Source organism: Halomonas shengliensis (assembly GCF_900104135.1).
In the GTDB taxonomy this organism is placed as follows: domain Bacteria; phylum Pseudomonadota; class Gammaproteobacteria; order Pseudomonadales; family Halomonadaceae; genus Halomonas; species Halomonas shengliensis.
Window position 1 is genome coordinate 234,682 of record NZ_FNIV01000004.1, and the last position, 25,478, is coordinate 260,159.

Annotated in this window: 21 protein-coding genes, 1 tRNA gene and 1 pseudogene; 18 read left to right on the forward strand and 5 right to left on the reverse strand. The window is 69.9% G+C overall.

Annotation, left to right across the window (positions count from 1 at the left end; translation table 11 throughout):
• Positions 1 to 5 precede the first annotated feature (5 nt).
• Both BLP95_RS16830 and BLP95_RS07985 read left to right on the forward strand, forming a co-directional pair.
• On the forward strand, positions 6 to 173 hold the full coding sequence (locus BLP95_RS16830) for a hypothetical protein (RefSeq protein WP_176760248.1): 168 nt from the start codon (positions 6 to 8) through the stop codon (positions 171 to 173).
• A complete protein-coding gene (locus tag BLP95_RS07985; RefSeq protein WP_089678038.1) occupies positions 170 to 1,186 on the forward strand; it encodes a hypothetical protein in 1,017 nt (338 codons plus the stop codon). Before BLP95_RS16830 ends, BLP95_RS07985 begins: the two co-directional genes overlap by 4 nt.
• Before the next feature lie 237 nt (positions 1,187 to 1,423).
• On the opposite strand, the gene BLP95_RS07990 is transcribed toward BLP95_RS07985, so the two are convergent.
• Positions 1,424 to 1,500: transfer RNA gene (locus BLP95_RS07990), tRNA-Arg, on the reverse strand.
• A 175-nt stretch (positions 1,501 to 1,675) separates the two neighbouring features.
• On the opposite strand from BLP95_RS07990, the gene BLP95_RS07995 reads away from it, so the two are divergent.
• A complete protein-coding gene (locus BLP95_RS07995) occupies positions 1,676 to 3,694 on the forward strand; it encodes a TonB-dependent receptor domain-containing protein (RefSeq protein WP_176760249.1) in 2,019 nt (672 codons plus the stop codon).
• 114 nt (positions 3,695 to 3,808) lie between these two features.
• Here the strand turns inward: BLP95_RS07995 and BLP95_RS17250 are convergent.
• Positions 3,809 to 5,747: pseudogene (locus tag BLP95_RS17250) on the reverse strand (FUSC family protein).
• A gap of 157 nt (positions 5,748 to 5,904) precedes the next feature.
• On the opposite strand from BLP95_RS17250, the gene BLP95_RS08005 reads away from it, so the two are divergent.
• Both BLP95_RS08005 and BLP95_RS08010 read left to right on the forward strand, forming a co-directional pair.
• Positions 5,905 to 6,732, forward strand: a complete 828-nt coding sequence (locus tag BLP95_RS08005; RefSeq protein WP_089678042.1) for a methyltransferase domain-containing protein — start codon at positions 5,905 to 5,907, stop codon at positions 6,730 to 6,732.
• Entirely contained in the window at positions 6,732 to 7,787 is a 1,056-nt protein-coding gene (locus BLP95_RS08010) for a methyltransferase (protein ID WP_089678044.1), read from the forward strand. Before BLP95_RS08005 ends, BLP95_RS08010 begins: the two co-directional genes overlap by 1 nt.
• A 12-nt stretch (positions 7,788 to 7,799) precedes the next feature.
• Here BLP95_RS08010 and greB read toward each other — a convergent pair whose 3' ends face one another.
• Entirely contained in the window at positions 7,800 to 8,339 is a 540-nt protein-coding gene (gene greB, locus BLP95_RS08015) for a transcription elongation factor GreB (protein WP_089678046.1), read from the reverse strand.
• A gap of 138 nt (positions 8,340 to 8,477) precedes the next feature.
• On the opposite strand from greB, the gene BLP95_RS08020 reads away from it, so the two are divergent.
• From BLP95_RS08020 to BLP95_RS08050, 7 genes are all read left to right on the forward strand, one after another.
• Positions 8,478 to 9,125, forward strand: coding sequence for a tetratricopeptide repeat protein (locus tag BLP95_RS08020; protein ID WP_089678048.1), 648 nt, complete (start codon positions 8,478 to 8,480; stop codon positions 9,123 to 9,125).
• Between the two features lie 71 nt (positions 9,126 to 9,196).
• The gene (locus tag BLP95_RS08025; RefSeq protein ID WP_089678051.1) at positions 9,197 to 9,838 is read left to right on the forward strand and encodes an NUDIX domain-containing protein; all 642 of its coding nucleotides are present in this window, start codon (positions 9,197 to 9,199) and stop codon (positions 9,836 to 9,838) included.
• Position 9,839: 1 nt separating this feature from the next.
• Positions 9,840 to 10,289 (forward strand): DUF1249 domain-containing protein, encoded by a 450-nt coding sequence (locus tag BLP95_RS08030; RefSeq protein WP_089678053.1) that lies wholly within the window; start codon positions 9,840 to 9,842, stop codon positions 10,287 to 10,289.
• A gap of 4 nt (positions 10,290 to 10,293) precedes the next feature.
• A complete protein-coding gene (locus tag BLP95_RS08035) occupies positions 10,294 to 11,037 on the forward strand; it encodes a phosphodiesterase (protein ID WP_089678055.1) in 744 nt (247 codons plus the stop codon).
• 96 nt (positions 11,038 to 11,133) lie between these two features.
• The gene (gene cysD, locus BLP95_RS08040; RefSeq protein WP_089678057.1) at positions 11,134 to 12,105 is read left to right on the forward strand and encodes a sulfate adenylyltransferase subunit CysD; all 972 of its coding nucleotides are present in this window, start codon (positions 11,134 to 11,136) and stop codon (positions 12,103 to 12,105) included.
• Positions 12,106 to 12,269: 164 nt separating this feature from the next.
• On the forward strand, positions 12,270 to 13,694 hold the full coding sequence (cysN, locus tag BLP95_RS08045) for a sulfate adenylyltransferase subunit CysN (protein ID WP_089678059.1): 1,425 nt from the start codon (positions 12,270 to 12,272) through the stop codon (positions 13,692 to 13,694).
• A 139-nt stretch (positions 13,695 to 13,833) separates the two neighbouring features.
• Complete coding sequence (locus BLP95_RS08050; RefSeq protein ID WP_089678061.1) at positions 13,834 to 14,508, forward strand: zinc metallopeptidase; 675 nt, start codon at positions 13,834 to 13,836, stop codon at positions 14,506 to 14,508.
• Here BLP95_RS08050 and cmoB read toward each other — a convergent pair.
• The gene (gene cmoB, locus BLP95_RS08055; RefSeq protein WP_089678063.1) at positions 14,505 to 15,497 is read right to left on the reverse strand and encodes a tRNA 5-methoxyuridine(34)/uridine 5-oxyacetic acid(34) synthase CmoB; all 993 of its coding nucleotides are present in this window, start codon (positions 15,495 to 15,497) and stop codon (positions 14,505 to 14,507) included. The genes BLP95_RS08050 and cmoB overlap by 4 nt on opposite strands.
• Before the next feature lie 3 nt (positions 15,498 to 15,500).
• Positions 15,501 to 16,295, reverse strand: a complete 795-nt coding sequence (gene cmoA / locus BLP95_RS08060) for a carboxy-S-adenosyl-L-methionine synthase CmoA (RefSeq protein WP_089678065.1) — start codon at positions 16,293 to 16,295, stop codon at positions 15,501 to 15,503.
• Between the two features lie 92 nt (positions 16,296 to 16,387).
• Between cmoA and pgi the strand changes: the two genes are divergently transcribed.
• From pgi to BLP95_RS08090, 6 genes are all read left to right on the forward strand, one after another.
• Positions 16,388 to 18,052: a glucose-6-phosphate isomerase gene (pgi, locus tag BLP95_RS08065; protein ID WP_089678067.1), complete on the forward strand. Its 1,665-nt coding sequence runs from the start codon at positions 16,388 to 16,390 to the stop codon at positions 18,050 to 18,052.
• A gap of 28 nt (positions 18,053 to 18,080) precedes the next feature.
• The gene (locus BLP95_RS08070) at positions 18,081 to 18,728 is read left to right on the forward strand and encodes a YqiA/YcfP family alpha/beta fold hydrolase (RefSeq protein ID WP_089678069.1); all 648 of its coding nucleotides are present in this window, start codon (positions 18,081 to 18,083) and stop codon (positions 18,726 to 18,728) included.
• Positions 18,725 to 20,605, forward strand: coding sequence for a DNA topoisomerase IV subunit B (gene parE / locus BLP95_RS08075; RefSeq protein ID WP_089678071.1), 1,881 nt, complete (start codon positions 18,725 to 18,727; stop codon positions 20,603 to 20,605). Before BLP95_RS08070 ends, parE begins: the two co-directional genes overlap by 4 nt.
• Positions 20,606 to 20,819: 214 nt before the next feature.
• Positions 20,820 to 23,081 (forward strand): DNA topoisomerase IV subunit A, encoded by a 2,262-nt coding sequence (gene parC, locus BLP95_RS08080; RefSeq protein ID WP_089678073.1) that lies wholly within the window; start codon positions 20,820 to 20,822, stop codon positions 23,079 to 23,081.
• A gap of 58 nt (positions 23,082 to 23,139) precedes the next feature.
• On the forward strand, positions 23,140 to 24,369 hold the full coding sequence (gene serB / locus BLP95_RS08085) for a phosphoserine phosphatase SerB (protein WP_089678075.1): 1,230 nt from the start codon (positions 23,140 to 23,142) through the stop codon (positions 24,367 to 24,369).
• Positions 24,366 to 25,190: an ion transporter gene (locus BLP95_RS08090; protein ID WP_089678077.1), complete on the forward strand. Its 825-nt coding sequence runs from the start codon at positions 24,366 to 24,368 to the stop codon at positions 25,188 to 25,190. Before serB ends, BLP95_RS08090 begins: the two co-directional genes overlap by 4 nt.
• Positions 25,191 to 25,478: the final 288 nt, after the last annotated feature.

Genomic DNA, 25,478 nt, shown 5'->3' on the forward strand with positions numbered 1-25,478 from the left:
CAGCCATGCCAGACCACCACCGCCGCCGAGGCAGACAGCAGCGACCCACCCGGCAGGACGAGGCCAATTATTGGCGCCTGCTGCGCGACCTGGCCGACCACGGGGACGCCCACGCCGCCGGGCTGCTGCTGATGCTGCGAGAGATACGCAACCTGAAAGAGGGCCGCACATGACCATCACCAACGCCGCCGACCTGGCTGCGACTATCATCCGGCAGGCCGAACGCCGCGACGCCATTGCCACCCGCTTGGCTAACCTGGCCGAGAGCGACACCCACGAGCGCCTGACCCACGCCGAGGCCGTGGAGCGTGACGCCGCCGAGAGGCTTTGGCGGGCCTTCGCGCCCTCCGAGCAATGGGCCAACGTCCCCGAGGTGGAGGAGGTGCGGGCCGCTGCCGAGCGCCGCACGCCCCGGGGGCTGGATAACCTCGGGACCGACCGGGATGCCCACTTCAACGGCTGCCGCGACCACCTGGAGCGCGCCACCGGCACCGTCGCCGAGCTGTCGGAGGCGTGGCAGGCGGAAGCCGAGGAGCGGGCCGCCCTCGAGGAGGAGCTGGCGGAGGTCAACGCCGCCGGCCATGGGGTGCCGACCACCCGTAAGGGGCTGGCCCGCCTGACCGACGCCATTGCCGGCCAGCGTGCCGAGCTGGCGCGGGTAAATCAGGCCCTTGCCGACCTAGAGACGGGCGAATCCGACGCCGGAGCCGCTGCCGCCGAGCTGGAGGCCGCCCAGCAGCGGGTAGACGACCTGGCCGCCGCCGAGGCCCTGGGGGAGGTCGATGAAGCCGAACAGCGGGCCGCCGCCACCGCCCTGACCAAAGCCCGGCAGCGGGCGGCAGGCCCCGGAGAATCGCGCAAGCTGGGCGAAGCAGCCCATCGGGGGCTCGAGCGGAAGGCGGAGGCGCTGGCCGCGGGTATCGACCACCTGGAGCACGCCGCCCGGGAGGTCGAGGCCGATGTCTGCCGGGATGAATGGGCGGAAGCCGAGCGCCGGTTGGTGGAGCTGCTGGAAGGGGAGGAGCTGGCCCACACCATGGAGCGGCTCAGGGAGGCCCGGGCCGCTTATAGCCGTGCGTGCCGGGCTGCCGACCGTGACACCCCCGCGACCGTGGGCGGGGATCGCCTCGAGATCAGCGGGCCGCTGTTGACCCATCACCGGATGCGCTGGCCCCTGCGGGTCTAGCGGTGCCTCCTCCCCGGGTATCGCGGGCCTTGTGCCACGGGGGAAGGGAGCAAAACGCCCGCCGCTGGTCTGCCCCGCTTGGCTCCTCCACGGGCGCCAGCACTCAAGGCCCTTCGGGGCCTTGTTTCGTTGGGGCCGCCCGGCCCATACCTTGCAGAGTGTGGGGGCGTGTGTGGGGGCGGGAGCGTGTTTTCAGTCGAGCCCCCTGCGGGGCTAACCGCAAGGCATTGATTTTCCTGGCGCCCCCATCAGGATTCGAACCTGAGACCTTCCCCTTAGGAGGGGGACGCTCTATCCAGCTGAGCTATAGGGGCGCTGCGGGGCAGCATTATAGGGAAACCGGCCGCCGAGGGGAACCGCTGGCGCCAGGGGCAGCCGCCTTCTTGACCTCGCTCACCGCTGCGGCAACCTGCCCCATACCGTGCCTCATAACAGCCATTTAATATTCCTGTTGCTTATAAACCTACATCAGCAATGAGCACGGGATCCATGACACGCCAACTACCTCGCCGCCTGCCGCTGGCGGCCTTCGTCGCCGCCGCGGCCTGGGGCTCTCTTGCCCAGGCACAGGACACCGAGACCCTCTCCACCATCGTGGTGGAGGGCACCCGGCAGGTGCCGGGTGAGCTGTCGCTCTCGCCTCAATCCTCGCCTGCGCCGGCGGCCGATGCCGGTGAATGGCTGCGGCGGCTCAATGGCGTCGAGGGCATTCGCATGGGCGGCCATGGCCTCGACCCGGTGATCCGCGGCCAGCAGGGCAACGCCCTGAATGTCCTGATCGACGGCGGCTATGTGTTCGGCGGCTGTCCCAATCGCATGGATCCGCCCACCGCCTATGCGCCGCTGCACAGCTTCGATCGCGTGACGGTCAGCAAGGGTGTGACCACCCTGCAGCATGGCGCCGGCGGCAGTGGCGGCACCGTGCTGTTCGAGCGCAGCGTGCCGGAGTTCGAGGGCGACGTGGTCGGCCAGCAGGGCAGCGTGGGTGCCAGCTATGATGACAACGGCGAGCGTGTCGGCATGTATGCCAACCTGGAGGCCGGCAACCGCCAGGGTTACCTGCGGGTGTTCGGCGAGCACCAGAACGTCAGCGACTATGAGGACGGCGACGGAAAGCGCATCCACAGCGGCTTCGAGACCACCAGCGGCGGCATCACCCTTGGGCTGACACCCAGCGAGAATACCGAGCTGGCTCTGGGCTACGAGGCGGTGCGCGAGCGCGACGTCAAGTTCGCAGGCGCCCGCATGGACTCCCCCGAGAGCGACAACGACACCCTGCGGCTGCGCCTCGACCATGCCTTCTCCGATAGCCTGCGCATGGAGAACCGGCTGCAGGTCACCACCATCGACCACGTGATGGACAACTACTCGCTGCGTGCCGAGCCGATGATGAGGATGCGCTCGCCCACCGAGTCCGACACCTTCACCTGGAAGAGCATGTTCGTGCAGCGGCTGGCCGACAGCGACCTGCGCTACGGGGTCAATGTGCTGCAGAACCAGCGCGACGCCGACATCATCAACGATTCCACCGGCAAGCTGATGTTCAACTCCTGGCCGGATGTGACCACCCGCCAGGCCGGCGCCTTCGCCGAGCTGGACCGCTACCTGGGCGAGCACACCGTGGTCAGTGGCGGCCTGCGCCTCGACTACTCCGAGGCCAGCGCCGATGCGGCCCATCAGGCCAGCGACAGCGGCGTGGTGGCGGCCGATCTCTATGCGCGCGAGTACGGGGTCGAGGGTGACCTGGACCATGACGCCTGGCTGGTGGGCGCCTTCCTGCGCGGCGAGCAGCGCCTGAGCGATACCGACAGCATCTTCGCCAGCGTGAGCCGCGCCGAGCGCGATGCCGATGCCACCGAGCGCTACTTCGCCAAGAGCGACTGGGTCGGCAATCCGTCGCTGGACCCGGAGGTGCATCACCAGCTGGATCTGGGGTTCGAGCGCCGTCTGGAGACCGCTGGCTTCGAGGTGGTGGCCTTCGCCGACCGCGTCGACGACTACATCTTCCGTGACAGGAATACGGCGGGTATCAGTACCTATCGCAACATCGACGCCACTCTCTATGGCCTGGAACTCTCCGGTGACCTGCGCTGGGCCCACCACTGGGAGACCCGTGGTCAGCTGAGCTGGGTGCGCGGCGACAACCTCGACGATGGCGGTGCCCTGTCGGATATCGCGCCGCTGCGTGGCCAGCTCTCCCAGTTCTACGTGGCCGATGCCTGGGAGGCGGGCCTGACCGCGCGCTTCTCCGACGATCAGGACCGCCTGGGGCCGGATGAGGTCGCTACCGCCGGTTACGTGGTGCTGGATGCCGAGGCCGCCTGGCAGTGGCAGGCGCTGACCCTGCGCGCCGGCGTCAGCAACCTGCTGGACAAGACCTACAGCGACTTCCTGAATCGCAACCGGGCCAGCAGCGATCCCTTCCTGAGCAGCGACCCCGAGAGCCTGGATCTGCCACTGAACGAGCCGGGGCGCAGCGTCTGGCTGGCGGTGGACTACGCCTTCTGACATCGACACCACGGACCGCACGGGCCCTTCGCCCGTACCCCCGGCATGCAGCGCCGCCCGCCTTCGCGGGCGGCGCTTGCCTGTGGGGCGTTCGGACGGGGCTTCCGGGCGCTGCTAGCGGGAAGCCGGTGTGGCCTGGTGGGCGCCCGAGCCGAAGAAACCCTGGTTCTCGCGCAGCAGTCCGGCGGCGTGGCGGGCCTGGCGGGCGAGCTCCACCCGCTGGCGGCGTGCCAGGGTGTGGGCCAGGCGCTCCAGTGCCGCGGCGGCTTCCTGCGGCGCCTGGCGCAGTCGGGCGACTCGTCGCAGGCTCGCGGCCAGGCGGCGCCGGGTGCCAGGGTCGCGCTCGTCGCTCGCGAAGCGGTGCAGTGCCTCGAGGGTCTCGCCGAGGGTCAGGACGGCCAGGCTGGCGTCGACCACCCGGTGGGTCGCGTCACCCTGCAGGTGGCTCCAGTGCACCAGGCGCATCACGCGGTGGTAGAGGCGGGCCTGCCACAGCGTTTCGCGCCGGCTGTCGCCGCGGGAGGCGAGGGCCTCCAGCTCGCTCAGCATCATCCTCTCCAGGTGGCGCCGGCGGCGTCGGGCGTTGGTGGGGAAGACCAGGCGGAAGGCGATCAGCGCCGCCAGCGGGCCCGCCACCACCGCCAGGGAGTGGCCGATGCTGCCGGTGAGCGGCAGGGCCGGCTGCGAGAGCAGCAGCAGGATCATCACGTAGTCCATGGAGCCGTTCTGGGTGCGGCGGTGTAAGAAGGGCACCACCGTCACCAGGATCAGCGGCAGCATCAGGGCGACCAGCTGCCACTCGGCGTCGGCCAGGGGCCACAGCAGCCAGCGCAGGGCCAGGGCGCACAGGGCGCCTGCCGCCTGCCAGGCGAGGATGCGGCGCATGATCCAGGCGGGGTTCTCGAAGGTGGAGAAGAGGGTCACCATCACCGAGGTGCCCAGCATCACGTAGGCACCGGCGGACCAGCCGGTGGCCACCCACACCAGGCCGATCAGCAGCAGCACGCCGGTGGTGCGCAGCATGGCGTGGCGGGCGTGGATCCAGTCGCGGTGGCGGGGTCACCTGGTGCCGGCTCGCCTCACGGTCGGTGCGGCCGGTGTCACGGAAGCGCTGACGCTGGGTCAGGGCGTCGGCCAGGCGCGCGAGCACCCTGGCCAGGGTGGGGTCCTGCGCCTCGGCGCGGTCCCGGGCACGGGCTAGATGGGCGGCGACCACCGGCAGGGGCTCGGCGTTGTCCATGGCGAGCGCCGCCTCGACCACGCCTGCACGAACGGCGCTTGCGGGGCGCTGGCCATGCTCGCGGCGGCGAACCCATAGCAGGGTGGCCGTCAGGGCGCCGAGGATGGCCCGTTGGGAGCGCGCGGAGTGTCGTGCCCGGCGCGAGCCGGCGGCGCTGGGCTCGAGCTCCGCCTCGAGCACGGCGATATCGGCGAGCAGCTCGTTGGGGGGCACGCCGGCAACGCGACGCCGCTCGCCCAGCCGTTCGGCCAGCAGGTGCAGCACCCGCGCTGTACTGCGTCGCCCGCGCTCCTCGAGCTCGCTGCGCCGTGCCCTCGGGGCGAGTGCCAGGCCTACCGCCAGCGCCATCACCACCCCCACCAGCACGGTCAGCAGGCGGTCGGCCCCCAGCGCCAGGATGTCCTGGCCGTCGGCGATCCCCAGCAGGGCGACCATGGAGGCGGAGTAGCCCGAGAGCAGCGTGGCGTAGGCGATCATGCTGTGCAGGGCGTTGCCGATGCCGGCGCACAGGCCGACCCAGAGCGCCAGGCCGATCACCAGCCAGGGCAGGCTGTCGCCGCTGGCCGCGAGCAGCGCCAGCCCCACCGTGGTGCCCACCAGGGTGCCCAGCATGCGGTAGAGGCTCTTCTCGACGAGCAGCTCACGCACCGGCTGGGAGGCGGCCCAGACGGTCATCGCCGACCACTGGGGGTGCTCCAGGCCGATCGCCCAGGCGACGATCAGGGCCAGGCAGGCGGCCAGGGCGGTGCGCAGGGAAAAGCGCAGGCGTTCCAGGTCGAAGCCGGCGGCGGAGAGCCGACGGGAGAGGGGCATGGGCGGTCCTCGTGGCGTGGTGGTCGAGATAATAAGGCGCAAAATGATTAGTCGACGATTTTATCACGCGCCCCCAAGGGTGGCGCAGGGTGGACGCGGACATGAGCCTGGCGTGGCTTGCGGGTAGAATGCCGGCATCTCCGTTCAAGGTAGCCCCATGACCACGCCCGCGTCCCCGTTCTCCGCCCATGGCGATCGCCACTTCGATGGCCTGGCCGACAAGTTCGCCGCGAGCCTCTACGGCGGCGCGCGGGGCGAGCTGCGCCTGGCGCTGCTCGATCGCCTGCTGCCGGAGATGCTCGCCCTCGAGGGCCAGCCCGTGCTCGACGTGGGCGGCGGCCTGGGGCAGCTGGCGGCGTGGTTCGCCGGGCGCGGCCACCCGGTGACCCTGGCCGAGCCCTCCGCCGAGATGCTGGCGCGAGCCCGGGAGGCGCTCCAGGAAACATCGGGTGAGTGCGAGGTCACCTTCCTGCCGGTGCCGCTGCAGGCGCTGCCCGAACAGGCCCCCGGCCCCTGGTCGCTGATCGCCTGCCATGCGGTGCTGGAGTGGCTGGGCGACCCGCGGGGTGCGCTTGCCACCCTGGCCGGGCTGCTGGCGCCGGGCGGCCAGCTCTCGCTGATGGTCTTCAATCGCGACGCGCTGCGCTTCTCCAACGTGATCAAGGGCAACCTGGAGAAGGCCCTGGCCGACCGCCTGGAGGGCAAGGGGCTGCGCCGGCGGCTGACGCCGATCTCGCCGCTGACCCATGCCCAGGTCATGGCCTGGTGCGACGCGCTGGGCCTGGAGGTCCGCGCCGTGGCCGGCGTGCGGGTCTTCCACGACTACCTGCGCCAGCCGCCGGAGCGCGACGACGAGCGCGACAGGCTGCTGGAACTCGAGTGGCGCTACTGTCGGGCCGAGCCCCACTGGCGGCTGGGCCGCTATCTGCTCTACACCCTGGTGCGCCCCGACGCATCGCCTTTCCCCGCCGAGGAGCCCCTGTGATGACATACCCGACCCCGCCTGCCGAGAGCCCGGTCTGCCAGCTGCTGGAGCGCCAGCCTGCCGACTATCGCGGCTGGTGGTGGGTGGCGCCACCCCATGATGCCTGGCTGGCCTCTGGGCAGGGCGTGGCGGTCAGCGCCGACCTGTCGGTGCGCCAGGCGTGGCAGGCCGCCGGTAGGCCGGCGCTCTCTCCCCTGGCCGCCGGGTTGCCGGCCGGCGAGGCCTCGCCACCCGGGGCGGTACTGTTCTGGCCCAAGAGCCATGCGCTGGGCGAGTGGTGGCTGCTGTGGCTCTGCGCCACCCTGCCGGAGGGCTCGCCCCTGCAGCTGGTGGGGGAGAACCAGGGGGGCATCAAGCGGGTACTCAAGGTGCTGGCCGCGCTGGGGCTGGGGTGTCGCAAGCTCGACAGCGCCCGGCGCTGCTCGCTGTTCGAGACGCGTCTCGGCCGCGTGGGCATCGACCCCGAGGCGGCCTGGACCTCCTTCGAGGTCGAGCTGGACGGCGAGCGGCTGGCCCTGGCGAGCCACCCCGGGGTATTCGGCCATGGCAAGCTGGATGACGGCACCCGGCTGCTGATCGAGACCCTGGCGGGGGAGGGAAGGTCGTTCGGCGATGTACTAGGCGATGTTCTCGATATGGGCTGCGGCGACGGCATCCTGGCCGCCTGGCTGGCGCGGCGCGGTGCCCGGGTGACCGCGGTGGACGTCAACGCCTTCGCGGTGGCGGCGACACGGCGCAGCCTGGCGGCCAACGGCCTTGCCGGCGAGGTCTTGCCTGGGGAAACGCTGGAGAGCGATGTCTTCTCGGCGCTGGGGGAGCGCACCTTCGAGGCCATCGTCAGCAACCCGCCGTTCCATCAGGAGCGCGCCATCGACTACGGCCCCGCGGCGCGGCTGATCGAGGAGGCCCCGGCGCATCTCAAGCCCGGCGGCCGGCTGATCATCGTCGCCAACGCCTTCCTGCCCTATCCGGATCGGCTGGAGCGCGCCTTCGGCGGCTTCGAGGTCCTCGCCGACGACCGCCGCTTCCGGGTCTATCGGGCCGTGAGGCGCTGAAAGGGCGGCCCCTCACTGCGTCGGGTCGCGGTATTCGATCTCGGTGATCACGTAGCTGGTCTCGCCACCCGGGGCGGCCACCGTCACCTCCTCGTCAAGGGGCTTGCCGAGCAGTGCCCTGGCCAGGGGCGAGTCGACGCTGATCCAGCGCTTGTCCGGGGCGATCTCGTCGTGGCCGACGATGCGGATCCTCATCTCCTCGCCTTCCTCGTCCTCCAGGGTGACGAAGGCGCCGAAGTAGACCCTGCCGGTATCCGCCGGCAGGCGGTCCACCACCGTCAGCTCGTCGAGGCGCTTGGTCAGGTAGCGGATGCGGGCGATGACCCGGTTGAGCTCCTTCTTGTTGTGGGTGTAGTCGGCGTTCTCGGAGCGGTCGCCGAGGGCGGCGGCCTCGCCCACCTTGGCGGAGAGGGCGGGGCGCTTGACCCGCGAGAGATGGTCGAGGATGCCGCGCAGCCGCTCGGCGCCCTCGGCGGTGATCAGGTGGCTCTTGGGTTCCTGGCGCGGGTCCTTGGCCGGGTCGCGCCAGCGGGTCATGTTACGGCCTTTCATACTCTTCCTTTTTGATCCGGGCTCTGGCGGCGAACATACGCCATGGCGGCCAGGCGGCCAAGTCGCTGGCGCATCATTCAAACGTTCGTTACATTCCGGGGCGGGAGCACAATACCAACACCCCGAAGGAGAGCCGATATGCCGCGTCGTCGTCTGCTGAATACCACCATGGGCCTGGGGTTGAGTCTCGGCCTTGCCGTCCTGCCGCTGGTCGCCGCCCACGCCTGGGAGGCCCGGGTGGAGGGCATGAAGAACCACTGGGAACGTCTGGTGACCGAGCAGCCCGAGGGCGAGCGCGAGGATGGCCTCGCGGCGCTGGCCGGCCAGGCCGAGCGGCTGGTGGAGGCCAACCCCGGCGAGGCGGTGCCGCTGGTGTGGCAGGGCATCATCGAGGCCTCCTGGGCCCGGGAGCGTGGCGGCCTGGGGGCGCTCTCCAGCGCCAAGCGTGCCCGGGAGGCGCTGGAGCGCGCCGTCGAGCTCGACCCCACGGGCCACCACGGCTCCGCCTACGTGACCCTGGGCGCCCTCTACGATCGGGTGCCGGGTGGTCTGCTGGGCTTCGGCGACAGCGAGGTCGCCGAGGCGATGTTCCAGCAGGCGCTGGCGATCCGCCCCGACGGCATCGATGTGCACTTCTACTACGCCGCCTTCCTCGAGGAGGAGGGCCGCCTGGAGGCCGCCCGCGAGCACGCCCGCCGTGCGGTGGAGGGGCAGGCGCGCCCTGGCCGCCAGGCTTCCGACGAGGCGCTGCGCGAGCAGGCCCGCGAGATGCTCGGCCGGCTCTGACACCCCTCACGCGGTTGGCATCCTCGTCCCGGGTCACGATAATGGGCGTCTTTGCGCCAGCGGAGACCGCCATGAGTGACACGCCAGAGGTGCCCGACCTGGCCGCGGCGGCGCCCTTCACCGCCGCGGACGTCGAGCTGCTGGAGCGGCGCTGCCTGCACCAGGGATTCTTCCGGCTCGACGCGCTGCACCTGCGCCATCGCCTGTTCGAGGGTGGCTGGAGCCAGCCCATGGTGCGCGAGGTGCACCATCGCCATGACGCCGTGGGGGTGCTGCTCTACGACCCCGAGCGCGACGCCGTGGCCCTGGTGGAGCAGTTCCGCGCCGGCGCCCTGGAGGACCCCGACTCGCCCTGGAAGCTCGAGGTGGTGGCGGGGCTCGTCGAGCGTGGCGAGAGCCCCGCCGAGGTGGCGCGCCGCGAGGCGCTGGAGGAGGCCGGCTGCGAGGTGGGTGAGCTGATTGCGCTTCACACCTACTACCCGAGCCCCGGTGCCTGCGACGAGCGGGTCACCCTCTACTGCGGCCTGATCGACAGCCGCGGCCTCGGCGGGGTGCATGGCCTCGACGAGGAGCACGAGGACATCCGCGTGCAGGTCCTGCCGTTTCTCCGCGCCTGGGAACTCCTGCAGGCGGGACGACTCGACAATGCCATGTGTCTGATCGCCTTCCACTGGCTGGCGGGCGAGCGGGCCTCATTGCGAGCAAGGAGGTAGCGTGCCGAATCGAAGCGCCTACGTGACCGACCTGAAGGGCCTGCAGGGCGAGTGCAGCGCCAACTACCTGCGCCTGACGCGCCTGCTGGGCGCCCTGGAGGCCGGCGAGACCCGCGAGGTGGAGCTGGTGAGCCACGGCCGCCGGGTGGGGGAGCTGTGCCTGAAGCTGCAGGAGCGCGCCCCCTACACCAGCATCGTGAGGGTCTCCCAGCGCGGCATCCTGGATGCCTACCTGGAGACGCCGCGCATGCGGGTGCATCTCTACCACGACGTGCGCATGGCCGAGGTCACCGATTTCCAGCGGCGCCGCCACTTCCACGGCCGCTACCGCTACCCCAACGCCCAGATGCACCAGCCCGACGAGAAGCTGCAGCTCAACCGCTTCCTCGGCGAGTGGCTGGAGCACGGCCTGGCCCATGGCCACTCCCTGGACCTGCCGGAGCTGCGCTGACGCCATGCCTCGCCTGATCCAGATCAGCGACTGCCACCTCCATGCCGACCCTGCGGCGCGCTCGCGCACCGGCGTGCCCTGCCGCCAGCTCGAGGCGGTGGTGGCGGCCGCCAACCGGGAGCGGCCGGATCGGGTGCTGGTCACCGGCGACATCAGCCACGACGACAGCGCCGCCTCCTATGCCCTGGCCGCCCGCCTGCTGGATCGCCTCGAGGCCCCCTGGGACTGGCTGCCGGGCAACCACGATGTGCTCGCCCCCATGGCAGCGACCCGCCCCTTGCCCGCGGAGCTGACCCTGGGGGCCTGGCGCCTGCTGCTGCTGGATACCCATGTCCCCGGTGCCGAGCATGGCGAGCTGGAGTCTCCTGCCCTCGAGGCCCTGGCCTCGCGCCTGGCCGCGGACCCGCGTCCGACCCTGATCGCCATGCACCATCCGCCCGTGGCGGTGGGCTCGGCCTGGCTCGATGCCATCGGCCTGCACCACGCCGAGGCCTTCTGGGCGACGCTCGCGCCCTTTCCCCAGGTGAAGGCGATCCTCTGCGGCCATGCCCACCAGGCCTTCGCCACTCGCCGCGCAGTGGGGGAGCGCTCCATACCGGTCTACGGCTGCCCCTCGGTCACCGACCCCTTCCTGCCCGGCAGCGAGACCTTCGCCGTGGACGCGGTCACCCGGCCCGGCCTCCGGGTCCTCGAACTGGGGGAGGGCGAGGTCGAGACCCGGGTAGAACGCGTCGATATCTCCAAATAAGTTATAAAAAGATAGATATTAATTCTTTTGGGTTATTATAGGCCCGGCGTTACCCTGCTGGCATCACGTACTCCACGTCATGCGAGGTAGCCGGCCATGACCCTGCTTCACGCCCCCCGACGCACGGCGTCGCTCCAGGCGAACGATGCCTCGGTCGCCGCCGATCCGCGGCGGCTGACCCACCTCAAGCAGCTCGAGGCGGAGTCGATCCATATCATCCGCGAGGTGGTCGCCGAGTTCGACAACCCGGTGATGCTCTACTCCATTGGCAAGGACTCCTCGGTGATGCTGCACCTGGCGCGCAAGGCCTTCTACCCCGGCCCGCCGCCCTTCCCGCTGCTGCACGTCAACACCACCTGGAAGTTTCGCGAGATGATCGCGTTCCGCGATGCGATGGCCGCGGAGTCCGGCATGGAGCTGATCGAGCACATCAACGAGGAGGGGCGGGCCGCCGGCATCAACCCCTTCGACCATGGCTCCAGCGGCTACACCGACGTGATGAAGACCCAGGCCCTCAAGCAGGCGCTGGACAAGTACGGCTTCGACGCCGCCTTCGGCGGGGCGCGCCGCGACGAGGAGGCCAGCCGCGCCAAGGAGCGGGTGTTCTCCTTCCGTGACAGGTTCCACCGCTGGGACCCCAAGAACCAGCGCCCCGAGCTGTGGAACCTCTACAACGCCCGGGTCAACAAGGGCGAGTCGATCCGTGCCTTCCCGCTCTCCAACTGGACCGAGCTGGACATCTGGCAGTACATCCACCTCGAGTCGATTCCCATCGTGCCGCTCTACTTCTCGGCGCCGCGTCCGGTGGTGGAGCGTGACGGCATGCTGGTGATGGTCGACGACGAGCGCCTGCCCCTCGAGGAGGGTGAGGTGCCCGAGGAGCGCTCCGTGCGCTTCCGCACCCTGGGCTGCTACCCGCTCACCGGGGCGGTGGAGTCTACCGCCGCCACCCTGCCCGAGATCATCCAGGAGATGCTGCTGACCCGCACCAGCGAGCGCAGCGGCCGCGCCATCGACCACGACCAGGCCGGCTCCATGGAGAGGAAGAAGCGCGAGGGCTATTTCTAGCCGCTGGCGAAACCTTGCTGCGCTCGGCCATACGGCGTTGAACAACGGCTCAAGATGCTCATTTATTACCGTAAACTCCGCTCTTTCGCCGCTGTTCGCCTTGTCTGGCCATTGCTCGCAGACGTTTCTCTCAGCGCCTGTTTACCGTTTTCCGGGGTATCGACATGGCTCATCAGTCAACGCTTATAGCGGACAACATCGAGCAGTACCTGCACGAGCACGAGAACAAGGACCTGCTGCGCTTCATCACCTGCGGCAGCGTCGACGACGGCAAGTCGACCCTGATCGGCCGGCTGCTGCACGACTCCAAGATGATCTTCGATGACCAGCTGGCGGCGATCACCCAGGCCTCGAAGAAGAGCGGCACCACCGGCGAGGCGGTGGACCTGGCGCTGCTGGTGGACGGCCTGCAGTCCGAGCGCGAGCAGGGCATCACCATCGACGTGGCCTACCGCTTCTTCTCCACCGACCGGCGCAAGTTCATCATCGCCGACACCCCGGGGCATGAGCAGTACACCCGCAACATGGCCACCGGCGCCTCCACGGCGAGCCTGGCGATCATCCTGATCGACGCGCGGCACGGCGTGCAGACCCAGACCCGCCGGCACAGCTTCATCGCCGACCTGCTGGGCATCCAGCACCTGGTGGTGGCGATCAACAAGATGGACCTGGTGGACTACTCCCGGGAGCGCTTCGAGGCGATCGTCGCCGAGTACCGGGAGCTCGCCGAGAAGCTCGATGCCCGCGATATCCGCTTCGTGCCGATCTCGGCGCTGGAGGGCGACAACGTGGTCAACCCAAGCCAGCACACGCCCTGGTACGAGGGACCGCCGCTGCTCGAGCTGCTGGAGACGGTGGAGGTGAGCCGCGACCGCAACCTCACCGACTTGCGCCTGCCGGTGCAGATCGTCAACCGGCCCGACCTGGACTTCCGTGGCTACGCCGGCACCCTGGAGGCGGGCCTGCTGCGTCCCGGCCAGGCGATCAAGGTGTTGCCCTCGGGCCAGCGCTCCCGGGTCGAGCGCATCGTCACCTGGGACGGCGACCTGGAGGAGGCCTTCCCCGGCCAGGCGATCACCGTGACCCTGGCCGACGAGATCGATATCTCTCGTGGCGACTGGATCGTCGCCGATGACGCCGAGGTGGCGCTCTCCCATGCCTTCGAGGCGGACATCGTGTGGATGCATGAGACGCCGCTGGTGCTGGGCCGTCAGGTCGACATCCGCCTGGCCGGCCGCTCGGTGGCGGGACAGGTGAGCGCCATCGACTTCCAGGTGGACGTCAACAGCCTGGCGCGGCACCCGGCCGAGCGCCTCGAGCTCAACGCCATCGCCCGCTGCCGGGTCGAGCTCACCGCCGAGGTGCCGCTGGACGAGTACGCCACGAGCCCTGGCACCGGCAGCTTCATCGTCATCGACCGACTCTCCAACGTCACGGTAGGGGCGGGCATGATCCGCAGCGTGGTCGAGGAGGACGCGCCGCGCGTCGGCGAGGTGGATTGGGCCGGCTTCGAGGTCGAGCTCAATGCCCTGGTGCGCAAGTATTTCCCCCACTGGGAGGCCAGGGACCTGCGCAAACTGCTCAAGTAGGCCGATTTCCTCGGCCCCCCACGACCCCGGCGACCTCGTCGCCGGGGTCGTTATCGTTTTGGGGCAGGACGTCCACCGACGAGGAAACCGGCTCTGGTAGGCTGTGTCCAATGCCTCATCCCCTTCGGAGCCGCCTTCGATGCTCGTGATCGCCGTCGTCCTGCTGCTGGCTATCTTTCTGTTGCCCAATGTCTGGGCCCGCTGGGTGCTCAGGCGTCACGCCCGTGGCCGCGACGACTATCCCGGCACCGGGGCGGAGCTGGCCGATCACCTGCTGCGCCGGCTGGGCATCGAGGGGGTCAGGGTGGAGCGCACCGGTCAGGGCGACCACTACGACCCCGAGGCGCGCCGGGTACGGCTCTCGCCGTCGGTGCATGATGGGCGCTCGCTCACCGCGGTGACGGTGGCGGCCCACGAGGTGGGCCACGCCATCCAGCATCACCACGGCTATGCGCCCTTGCTGGCCCGCTCTCGGCTGGTCGCGGTGGCGCAGAAGGCCGAGAGGCTCGGCGCGCTGCTGATGATGGCCGCCCCCTTCCTGTTCCTCCTCACCCGCCTGCCCGGCGGGCTGGCCATCGTGGTGGCGGCGGCGGTGGTGAGCTTCGGCACCGCCGCCCTGGTGCACCTGGTGACCCTGCCGGTGGAGTTCGACGCCAGCTTCCAGCGCGCCCTGCCGCTGCTCAAGGAGTACATCCCGCCCTACGACATGCCCGGCGCCCGCCATGTGCTCACCGCCTGCGCCTTCACCTATGTGGCGGCGTCGCTGGCCAGCATCCTCAACCTGGGCCGCTGGCTGGTGATTCTGAGGCGCTAGCGCGGCCGATTGGCGATGACCACCGCGCGGCGCGGGGCGGGATAGCCCTCACGGGTCCGCGTCGGATCCGCGGGGTCGAGGAAGTCGGCCAGGGACTGGAAGGTCATCCACTCGGTGGCGCGTTGCTCGTCCGTGGTGGTCTGCGCCTCGTCCACCACCCGCACGTTCTCGAACCCGCAGCGTTCTAGCCACCCGCAGAGGGCGGCGGAGGAGGGCAGGAAGAAGACGTTGGGCATGGCGGCGTAGCGCTCCCCCGGCAGCAGCACGGTGGTGTCGTCACCCTCCACCACCAGGGTCTCCAGCACCAGCTCGCCGCCGGGGCGCAGGGCGTCCCGGAGCTGCTGGAGATGCTCCAGGGGCGAGGGGCGATGGTAGAGCACCCCCATGGAGAACACCGTGTCGAAGAAGCCCAGCCCCTCGGGTACCGCCTCGATGCCCACCGGCAGGAAGTGGGTGCGATGGCCGTCGGCGTCACCGACGAAGTGACGCACCGCGCGGAACTGCCAGAAGAAGCGCGGCGAGGGGTCGATCACCAGCACGAAGGCGGCGCCGGCCCCGGCCATGCGCCAGCCGTGGTAGCCGCTGCCACCGCCCACGTCTAGCACCTTCCTGCCGGCGAGCGGGGCCAGGTGCGGCGCGACGCGCTGCCACTTCCAGTCGGAGCGCCATTCGGTGTCGATGTGGATGCCGGCGAGCGAGAAGGGCCCCTTGCGCCAGGGGGCGAGCTTGCGCAGCAGGTTCTCGGCCTGGCGGCGCCGACTGTCGGACAGTGCGACCTCGACGCTGATGGTGTCGGCCTCCAGCCGCACCCGGCGTTCGTCCGGCAGCGGGGGCAGCTTGGCCACCGCCTTCTCCCAGGCGGGCAGGTCGCCGAAGCGCCTGCGGTCGAGGCCGCTGGCGAGCTGCTCGGGCAGGCGCGCCAGCCAGGTCTCCAGGCCCTGGTCGAGGAGGGCACGGTAGAGGTCGCGGTGCTCGGCGGGGATCGGCATGGCTCAGGCCTCCCTCGGCGTCGACGGGGCGTCCTCGAAGGCGGCGTCCTTGAACGCCTCGCTCTTGAAGGCGACGACGGAGGCGAAGTTGAGCAGCTGGCACCAGGTGTAGCTGCGCGAGAAGCCGGCCCGGGCCAGGCGGGCGTGATGCGTCGCCAGGGTGTCGGGTACCAGTACGTTCTCCAGCGCCGTGCGCTTCTGGCTGATCTCCAGGTCGCTGTAGCCGTTGGCGCGCTTGAAGTCGTGGTAGCGCTCCACCAGCCAGGCGTTCTCCTGCTCGTCCTCGGCGCGGATCTTCTCGGAGAGCACCAGTACGCCGCCGGGCTCCAGGGCCGCGAAGAGCCGCGTCATCAGCGCCTCGCGGTCCTCCGGGGGCAGGAACTGCAGGGTGAAGTTGAGCACGATCATGCCGGCGGGGGCGTACTCCAGGGTGCGGATATCACCCTCGATCACCTCCATGGCATGCCCGGGACACTCGGCGGCCAGCGTCTCCCGGGCGCGGGCGACCATCGCGGGCGAGAGGTCCACGCCGGTGTAGCGGAAGGCATCGGGGGCCAGCCGGCCGGCCAGCGCCAGGCCGCCGGCGCCCAGCGAGCAGCCCAGGTCGTAGACCCGGGCGCCATGACGCAGGTGGCGGGCGGCGATCAGCCCCAGCATGCCCAGTATCTGGCCGTAGCCCGGCACCGAGCGCCGGATCATGTCGGGGAAGCAGGCCACGACCCGCTCGTCGAAGGAGAAGCGCGCCACCCGGTCGAGGGGTGTCGAAAAGATCGCGTCACGGTAAGATGCGTCACTCATCGTCGAGCCAGTCATGCAGGGAAATCCGTCATTCTACGTCGGGAAACAGGACGGTGCACGGTAGCCCGTCCCGCGGCGTCCAAGGAGGAACCATGATCGACCAGACCCCCGCCTGGCAGGTAGTGAAGGACCATGCCGAGACCCTGAAGCGTCACCACCTGCGCGAGTTGTTTGCGGCCGAAACCGATCGCCAGCCGCGCTTCACCCGCCGTGCCGCGGGCCTGACCCTCGACCTCTCCAAGCAGCGCTGGTCCGCCGAGACCCTCGCGTACCTGCTGGCGCTGGCCGAGGCCGCCGAGGTGCCGGACGCGATCCGTCGGCTGCTCGACGGCGAGCGGGTCAATGTCAGTGAGGACCGACCGGCGCTGCACACCGCCCTGCGCCTGCCCGCCGACGCCTCGCTGGTGGTGGAGGGCGAGGACCTGGTGCCGGGGGTGCACCGTACCCTGGACCGCATGGCCACCATGGTCGAGCGCTTCCACGCCGGCCAGTGGCGCGGCGCGACCGGCAAGGCGATCACCGACGTGGTCAACCTGGGGGTCGGCGGTTCGGACCTGGGACCGGTGATGGTGACCCACGCCCTGGCCGACTATCGTCCGCGGGAGGTCCACCCGGTCGAGGTGCACTTCGCCTCCACCATGGACGGCTCCCAGCTGGCCGACTACCTGGGCCGGCTCAGCCCCGAGACCACGCTCTTCGTGCTGTCGTCGAAGTCCTTCACCACCATCGATACCCTCTCCAACGCCAGCACCGCCCGCGACTGGCTGATGGCGCGCCTGGGAGGGGAGGAGGGCGTCGACGCGGAGCTGGTGATGCGCCAGCACTTCATCGGCGTCTCGGCGAGCCCCGGGAAGATGGCCGAGTGGGGCATCGCGGAGGCCCATCAGCTGGAGTTCTGGGAGTGGGTCGGCGGGCGCTACTCGCTGTGGGGCGCCATCGGCCTGCCCATCGCCCTGGTGGTGGGCATGGAGCACTTCCGTGCGCTGCTGGCCGGGGCCCACGCCATGGACGTCCACTTCCGCGAGGCGCCGCTGGCCGATAACCTGCCGGTGCTGCTGGCGCTGGCGGGGATCTGGAACGTCAACTTCCTGGATATCCGCGCCCACTCCATCCTGCCCTACGATGGCCGCCTGGAGTACTTCGCCGCCTACCTCGAGCAGCTGGAGATGGAGTCCAACGGCAAGTCGGTGGCCCACGACGGCCGCGAGGTGGGCTACGCCACCTGCCCGGTGCTGTGGGGGCAGCTCGGTCCCAACGCCCAGCACGCCTTCTACCAGCTGCTCCACCAGGGCACCCAGGCGGTGGAGTGCGACTTCATCGCCCCGCTGCGGCGCTACGACGACGTCGAGGACGCCGCCACCCGCACCCACCTCAAGGGACAGCATCGCCTGACGCTGGCCAACTGCTTCGCCCAGTCGCGGGTGCTGATGCTGGGCGACGACGCCATTCCCGACGACGGTCCGCGCCCCGGCCACAAGCGCTACCGCGGCAACCAGCCCTCCACCACCCTGCTGCTCGACGCGCTCACCCCGGCCACCCTGGGAGCGCTGATCGCGCTCTACGAGCATAAGGTGTTCGTCCAGGCGACCGTGTGGGGCATCAATCCCTTCGACCAGTGGGGCGTCGAGCTCGGCAAGAAGATCGCCGGCGAGACCCAGCGCATCCTCGAGAGCCACCAGGGCGTGGAGGCGATGGATGCTTCCACCCGGGCGCTGATCGAGGCGGCCTGGGCGGCCGAGGAGGAGACGCGGGCGTGATGCTGGCTATGCATACAGGGGGTGCGGTATGCTGAGCGCGCCATGGCGGACGCCGCCGGCCAGCGGCGTGCTCTACCTGCACGGCTTCAACAGCGGAGCCGACTCGCCCAAGGGTGTGCTGGTGCGCCAGGCCTGCGCGGCCCTGTCGCTGCCCTGCCTAACGCCGCAGCTGCCGCATCGGCCGCGTGAGGCGCTGGCGCTGGCCGAGGCGCGCCTGGCCGAGCTGGGGGAGCGCCCGCTTGTGGCGGGCAGCTCCATGGGAGGCTTCCTGGCCACCTGCCTGGCCGAACGCCACGGCCTTGCGGCCGTGGTGGTCAACCCGGCGGTGCGTCCGGCGGATCTGGTGGCCGAGTGGGTGGGGGAGCGCTTCGCCAACGACTACACCGGCGAGCGCTTCACCATCGAGGCGCAGCACCTGGCCGAGCTCGCGGCGCTGACGCCGGAGCGGCTTGCCGCGCCGGAGCGCTACCTGTTGCTGCTGGGCAGCGCCGACGAGGTGCTCGACCCGGGGCACGCCTTCCGGCTCTATCGCGGCGCCCGTACCCTGCTGCACCCCGGTGCCGACCACGCCTTCACGGTGCTCGCGCGGCACCTGCCGGCGCTGCTCGCCCACGGCGGTCATGCCCTGCCGCCGGCCTGGCAGGCCAGCCAACACAAGGAACCGGACGACACATGACGCAATACAGTGCCAGCTCCATCGAGGTGCTCTCCGGCCTCGAGCCGGTGCGCAAGCGCCCGGGGATGTACACCGACACCAGCCGGCCCAACCACCTTATCCAGGAGGTGGTCGACAACAGCGTCGACGAGGCGCTGGCCGGCCACGCCAGCCGCATCAGCGTGCGCCTGTTCGAGGATGGCGGCATCGAGGTGTCCGACGACGGCCGCGGCATGCCCATCGATATCCACCCCGAGCACGGCGTCTCCGGGGTGGAGCTGATCCTCACCCGGCTCCACGCCGGCGGCAAGTTCTCCAACGCCAGCTACCAGTTCTCCGGCGGCCTCCACGGGGTCGGGGTCTCGGTGGTCAATGCGCTCTCCAAGCGCCTCGAGGTGGAGGTGCTGCGCGACGGCAGCCGCCATGCCATCGCCTTCGAGCATGGCGAGCCGGTCTCCCCGCTGTCGGTGATCGGCAGCGTGGGCAAGCGCAACACCGGCACCGTGCTGCGCTTCTGGCCCGAGGCGAGCTACTTCGACAGTCCGCGGCTCGCCATCGGCCGCCTCAAGCACCTGCTGCGCGCCAAGGCGGTACTCTGCCCGGGCCTCGAGGTACGCCTGGTGGAGCCGGACGGCACCGAGAGCCGCTGGCAGTACGAGGACGGCCTGCGCGACTACCTGGCCCAGGCCACCGACGGCTATGAGGTGCTGCCGACCTCGCCCTTCATCGGCCACTTCGCCGACGCGGAGCACGGCGTGGACTGGGCGATCCAGTGGCTGCCGGAGGGCGGCGAGCCGCTGTTAGAGAGCTACGTCAACCTGATCCCCACCCCCCAGGGCGGCACCCACGTCAACGGGCTGCGTGCCGGCCTGCTCGACGCCCTGCGCGAGTTCTGCGAGTACCGCAGCCTGTTGCCGCGGGGGGTCAAGCTCACCGCCGAGGACCTCTGGGAGCGGGTCAGCTACGTGCTCTCGGTGAAGATGCTCGACCCCCAGTTCGCCGGCCAGACCAAGGAGCGGCTCTCCTCGCGCACCGTGGCGGGCTTCGTCTCGGGGGTGGTCAAGGACGCCTTCTCGCTGTGGCTGAACCACCATGTCGACCAGGCTGAGGCGCTCGCCGAGCTGGTCATCAGCGCCGCCCAGCGCCGCCAGAAGAGCTCGAAGAAGGTGGCGCGCAAGAAGGTCACCTCGGGACCGGCGCTACCCGGCAAGCTGGCCGACTGTTCCGGCCAGGACCCGGCCCAGAGCGAGCTCTTCCTGGTGGAGGGCGACTCCGCCGGCGGCAGCGCCAAGCAGGCGCGCAACCGCGAGAGCCAGGCGATCCTGCCGCTGCGCGGCAAGATCCTCAACACCTGGGAGGTGGAGAGCCACGATATCTACGGCTCCCAGGAGGTCCACGACATCGCCGTGGCCGTGGGCATGGAGCCGGGCAGCGACGACCTCTCCAAGCTGCGCTACCACAAGATCTGCATCCTCGCCGATGCCGACTCCGACGGCCTGCACATCGCCACCCTGCTGTGTGCGCTCTTCGTGCGCCACTTCCCGGCGCTGGTAGATGCCGGCCACGTCTATGTGGCGATGCCGCCCCTCTACCGCATCGACCTCGGCAAGGAGGTCCACTACGCCCTGGACGAGAGCGAGAAGTCGGCGATCCTGCGCCAGCTCGAGGGCAAGCGCGGCACCCCCAACGTGCAGCGCTTCAAGGGCCTGGGCGAGATGAGCCCGCTGCAGCTTCGCGAGACCACCATGGCGGTTGAGACCCGCCGCCTGGTGCAGCTCACCCGGGAGGCGGGCGACGGCACCATGGAGATGATGGACATGCTGCTGGCGCGCAAGCGTGCCGCCGACCGCAAGAGCTGGCTCGAGGACTACGGCAACCTGGCGGATATCGAGGTATAGCCACAAGCCACAAGCCACAAGCGCCAAGCGCCAAGGGCGAGCGGCGCCGGGGACAGGTCGGAGGGGAGGTCCTATGCCAGGGATGGCATCGGTAGCGCCCAGGGAAGGGTTCACAGCGCCTCCCCGATGGTCCGACACTTCGGGGCCTGTCGCCGGATCAGCCGCGAGGTAAGAAAGCCAACGATTTTGGACACCCTGATCAGGGGCATACCGTATGACCATGGATATCCAGGTGGCGGAGGGCGACGTCGAACGCCTCTCGCTGCGCGAATACACCGAGAAGGCGTACCTCGACTACTCGATGTACGTCATCCTCGACCGGGCGCTGCCCCATGTGGGCGACGGCATGAAGCCGGTGCAGCGGCGCATCGTCTATGCCATGCGCGAGCTCTCGCTCACCGCCAACGCCAAGCACAAGAAGTCGGCGCGCACCGTCGGCGACGTGCTGGGCAAGTTCCATCCCCACGGCGACAGCGCCTGCTACGAGGCGATGGTGCTGATGGCCCAGCCCTTCAGCTACCGCTACCCGCTGGTGGACGGCCAGGGCAACTGGGGCAGCCCCGACGACCCCAAGTCCTTCGCCGCCATGCGCTATACCGAGGCGCGGCTGTCGAAGTTCGCCGAGGTGCTGCTCGCCGAGCTGGGCCAGGGCACCGTGGACTGGACCCCCAACTTCGACGGCACCATGAACGAGCCGGTGGTGCTGCCGGCGCGCCTGCCCCATGTGCTGCTCAACGGCGGCACCGGCATCGCCGTGGGCATGGCGACAGACATACCGCCGCACAACGTGAACGAAGTGGTGGAGGCCACCTGCCACCTGCTGCGCCATCCCGAGGCCACCACCGCCGACCTGGTCCGACAGCTGCCGGCTCCCGACTTCCCCACCGAGGCGGAGATCATCACCCCCCGCTCGGACCTCCGGAAGCTCTACGAGAGCGGGCGCGGCTCGGTGAAGCTGCGCGCCCGCTACGGGCGCGAGGAGGGCAGCGTGGTGATCACCGCGCTGCCCTACCAGGTCAGCGGCGCCAAGGTGCTCGAGCAGATCGCCGCCCAGATGCAGGCCAAGAAGCTGCCCATGGTGGCCGACCTGCGCGACGAGTCGACCCACGAGGAGCCCACCCGCCTGGTGATCGAGCCGCGCTCCAACCGGGTCGACATCGAGGCGCTGATGGCGCACCTATTCGCCACCACCGACCTCGAGAAGAACATCCGCGTCAACATGAACGTGATCGGCCTCGATGGCCGGCCGCGGGTCATGCCGCTGCCCGAGCTGCTCGGTGAGTGGCTGCGTTTCCGCCGCGCCACGGTGCGTCGCCGCCTGGAGCATCGCCTGGGCAAGGTGGAGGATCGCCTGCACCTGCTCGAGGGCCTGCTGATCGCCTACCTCAACATCGACGAGGTGATCCGCATCATCCGCGAGGAGGACGAGCCCAAGCCCGCGCTGATGGCCGCCTTCGGTCTCTCCGACCGCCAGGCCGAGGCGATCCTGGAGCTGCGCCTGCGCCACCTGGCCAAGCTAGAGGAGATGAAGATCCGCGGCGAGCAGGAGGAGCTCGAGGCCGAGCGTGCCCGCCTGCAGGAGCTGCTCGGCAACGAGGCGGCGCTCACCGACCTGATCGAGGAGGAGCTGCGCGAGGCCGGCGAGAGCTATGGCGATGCGCGCCGCTCGCCCATCGTCGAGCGCGAGGAAGCCCGGGCGCTCTCCGAGGTGGAGCTGGTGGGCGCCGACCCCGTCACCGTGGTGCTCTCCGAGAAGGGCTGGATCCGCAGCGCCAAGGGGCACGAGATCGATCCCGCCGGGCTCTCCTACAAGGCCGGCGACCGCTTCGCCCTGGCCGCCCGCGGCAAGACCAACCAGCCGCTGGTGCTGCTCGACGACACCGGTCGCGCCTACACCCTGCAGGCCCACAACCTGCCCAGCGCCCGGGGGCAGGGCGAGCCCGTCACCAGCCGGGTCAACGTGGTGGCCGGCGCCCATATGGCAGGCGTCATGCTGGCGCCGCCGGCCACCCGCTACCTGCTCGCCTCCGACGGCGGCTACGGCTTCGTGGCCCGGCTCGAGGAGCTGATCGGCAAGAACAGGTCGGGCAAGGCGGTGCTGACGGTACCCAAGGGGTGCAACGTGCTGCCCCCGGTGGCGGTGCCGGAAGGGGAGGGGGCGCTGGTCGCCGCGGTCTCCAACGAGGGGCGATTGCTGCTCTTCCCGCTGGCGGACCTGCCCGAGATGGCCAAGGGCAAGGGCAACAAGATGCTCGATATCCCCGGCCCCCGGGCCGCGCGGCGCGAGGAGTTCGTGCGCGACCTGGTGGTGCTGCCGGAGGGCGCGGCGCTGGTGGTGCATGCCGGCAAGCGCCACCTGACCCTCAAGGCGGATGATCTGGCGTATTATCGCGGCGAGCGCGGCCGGCGCGGCAGCAAGCTGCCCCGCGGCCTGCAGAAGGTCGACAGGCTGGAAGCGTTGAACGGCGACACCTGACAAGAGGGTGCCTCGGCGCCGGGGCAGCCGCGGAAACGAGAGAGCTCCTGAGGTAACCATGACACGACGAATCCTGATCCGCGCCACCGGCGCGGCGCGGCCGGGCCAGCTGGCCGGCCTGGGCCGGGCCCTGGCCGCCAGCGGCGCGCGGCTGCTGGACATCAACCAGAGCGTGACCTTCGGCATGCTCTCCCTGGAGGCCCTGGTGGGGCTCGAGCATGAGGCCGACCTCGAGGCGGCGCTGGCAGCGGCGGGGGACGAGCTGGGCCTCGACGTCCAGGCGATCCAGGTCGCCGCCGAGGACTACCAGCGCTGGAGCGTGCAGGCCAGCCAGCCGCGGCTGATCCTGACCCTGCTGGCGCCGCACCTGCCCGCCGGCATCCTGGCCGAGGTGGGCGCGCTTACCGCCGAGCACGGCCTGACCGTGGAGCTGATCCACCGCCTCTCCGGCCGCGAGCCGCTGGACGGCGGCGTGCCCGGCGAGCACGACGCCATCCAGGGCGCCTGCGTGGAGTGCTGGCTGCGCGGCGAGGAGGTCGACCTCGATGCCCTGCGCGAGAAGGCCCTGGCGCTGGGCGCCATGCACGGCGTCGACATCGCCATCCAGGAGGACTCCATCTGGCGCCGCCATCGCCGCCTGGTCTGCTTCGACATGGACTCCACCCTGATCAAGGCCGAGGTGATCGACGAGCTGGCGCGCCGCCACGGTGTCCATGACGAGGTGGCCGCGGTCACCGAGCGCGCCATGCGCGGCGAGCTCGACTTCCAGCAGAGCTTCCGCGAGCGCATGGCGAAGCTCAAGGGGCTCGACGAGGCGGTGCTGGCCGAGATCGCCGAGGAGCTGCCGCTGATGGACGGCGTCGAGCGCCTGATGGCCCAGCTCAAGCGCCTGGGCTATCGCACGGCGATCCTCTCCGGCGGCTTCACCTACTTCGCCCGCCACCTGCAGGAGCGGCTCGGCTTCGACGAGATCCACGCCAACGAGCTTGTGATCGAGAACGGCAAGGTGACCGGCGAGGTCGCCGAGCCGATCCTCGATGCCGACCGCAAGGCGCTGCTGCTGCGCGAGATCGCCAGCCGCGAGGGACTGGCCATGGAGCAGACCATCGCCGTGGGCGACGGCGCCAACGACCTCAAGATGCTGGCCGCCGCCGGCCTCGGCATCGCCTTTCGCGCCAAGCCGCTGGTGCGCGCCCAGGCGCGCCACGCCATCTCCACGCTGGGGCTCGACGCCGTGCTCTACCTGATCGGCTATCGCCAGGGTGACCTGGAGGAGCCGGCGTCGTGAGTGCGGGCTTCGAGGCCTGGCGCGACCGCTTCGAGCGGCTGCGCGCCAACAAGCTGTTCGAGACCGCTGTCATCGCCATCATCATCCTCTCGGCGCTGCTGATCGGCGCCAAGACCTACGAGGAGACCAGCCGCTTCCAGCAGTGGCTGCTGGTCCTGGATGTGGCAGTGACGGTGTTCTTCCTGGTGGAGATCCTGATCCGCATGGCCGCGGAGAAGCGCCTGCGGGACTTCTTCCGCCGCGGCTGGAACATCTTCGACTTCCTGATCGTCACCGCCAGCCTGATCCCGCTGGACGACTCGGAGATGGTGCTGCTGGCACGGCTGCTGCGCATCTTCCGGGTGCTGCGCCTGGTGTCGATGATCCCCGAGCTGCGCCTGCTGATGGCGGCGCTGGTCAAGTCGATCCCGCGCATGGGCTATGTGGCGTTGCTGATGTTCATCATCTTCTACATCTATGCGGCCATCGGCAGCTTCCTGTTCGCCGACATCGACGACTTCCTGTGGGGCAATATCTCCATTGCCATGCTCACGCTGTTCCGCGTCGCCACCTTCGAGGACTGGACCGACGTGATGTACGCCACCCAGGAGGTGTATGCCTGGAGCTGGATCTACTACCTGACCTTCATCTTCCTCACCGCCTTCATCTTCCTCAACATGATGATCGGCATCGTGCTCGACGTGATGCAGAAGGAGAGCGTGCAGATGGAGATCGAGACCGGCGAGGGCGAGGCCGCCGAGCTCCACGGCCTGCGCGACGACGTGCGCGAGCTGCGCGAGCAGCTCTCGCGCATGGAGACGCTGCTGGAACGGCGGAGTTGACAACGTCGCCCAGGCCTGATTTTCTAGTGGGCATGAACCTGACCGCGTACGACCTCGACCTACGACTACTAGCGCTGGCCTGAGCGCTGGCGGTGCCGTCTGCACCGCCGAGTCATCGCTCCCCCGCGGAGCCCCGGTCGTCAAGAGGTCGTACCATGTCATCCATCCCCGTCGTCACAGCTTGTTTCCAGGTCGCACCGGTTTCGCCCCAGTGGGGCGCTGCCTGTTGCCCTGTGATCATTCATGCAGCGCCCCGACCGGCTCCCCGCCGTCGGGGCGCTGCCGTTT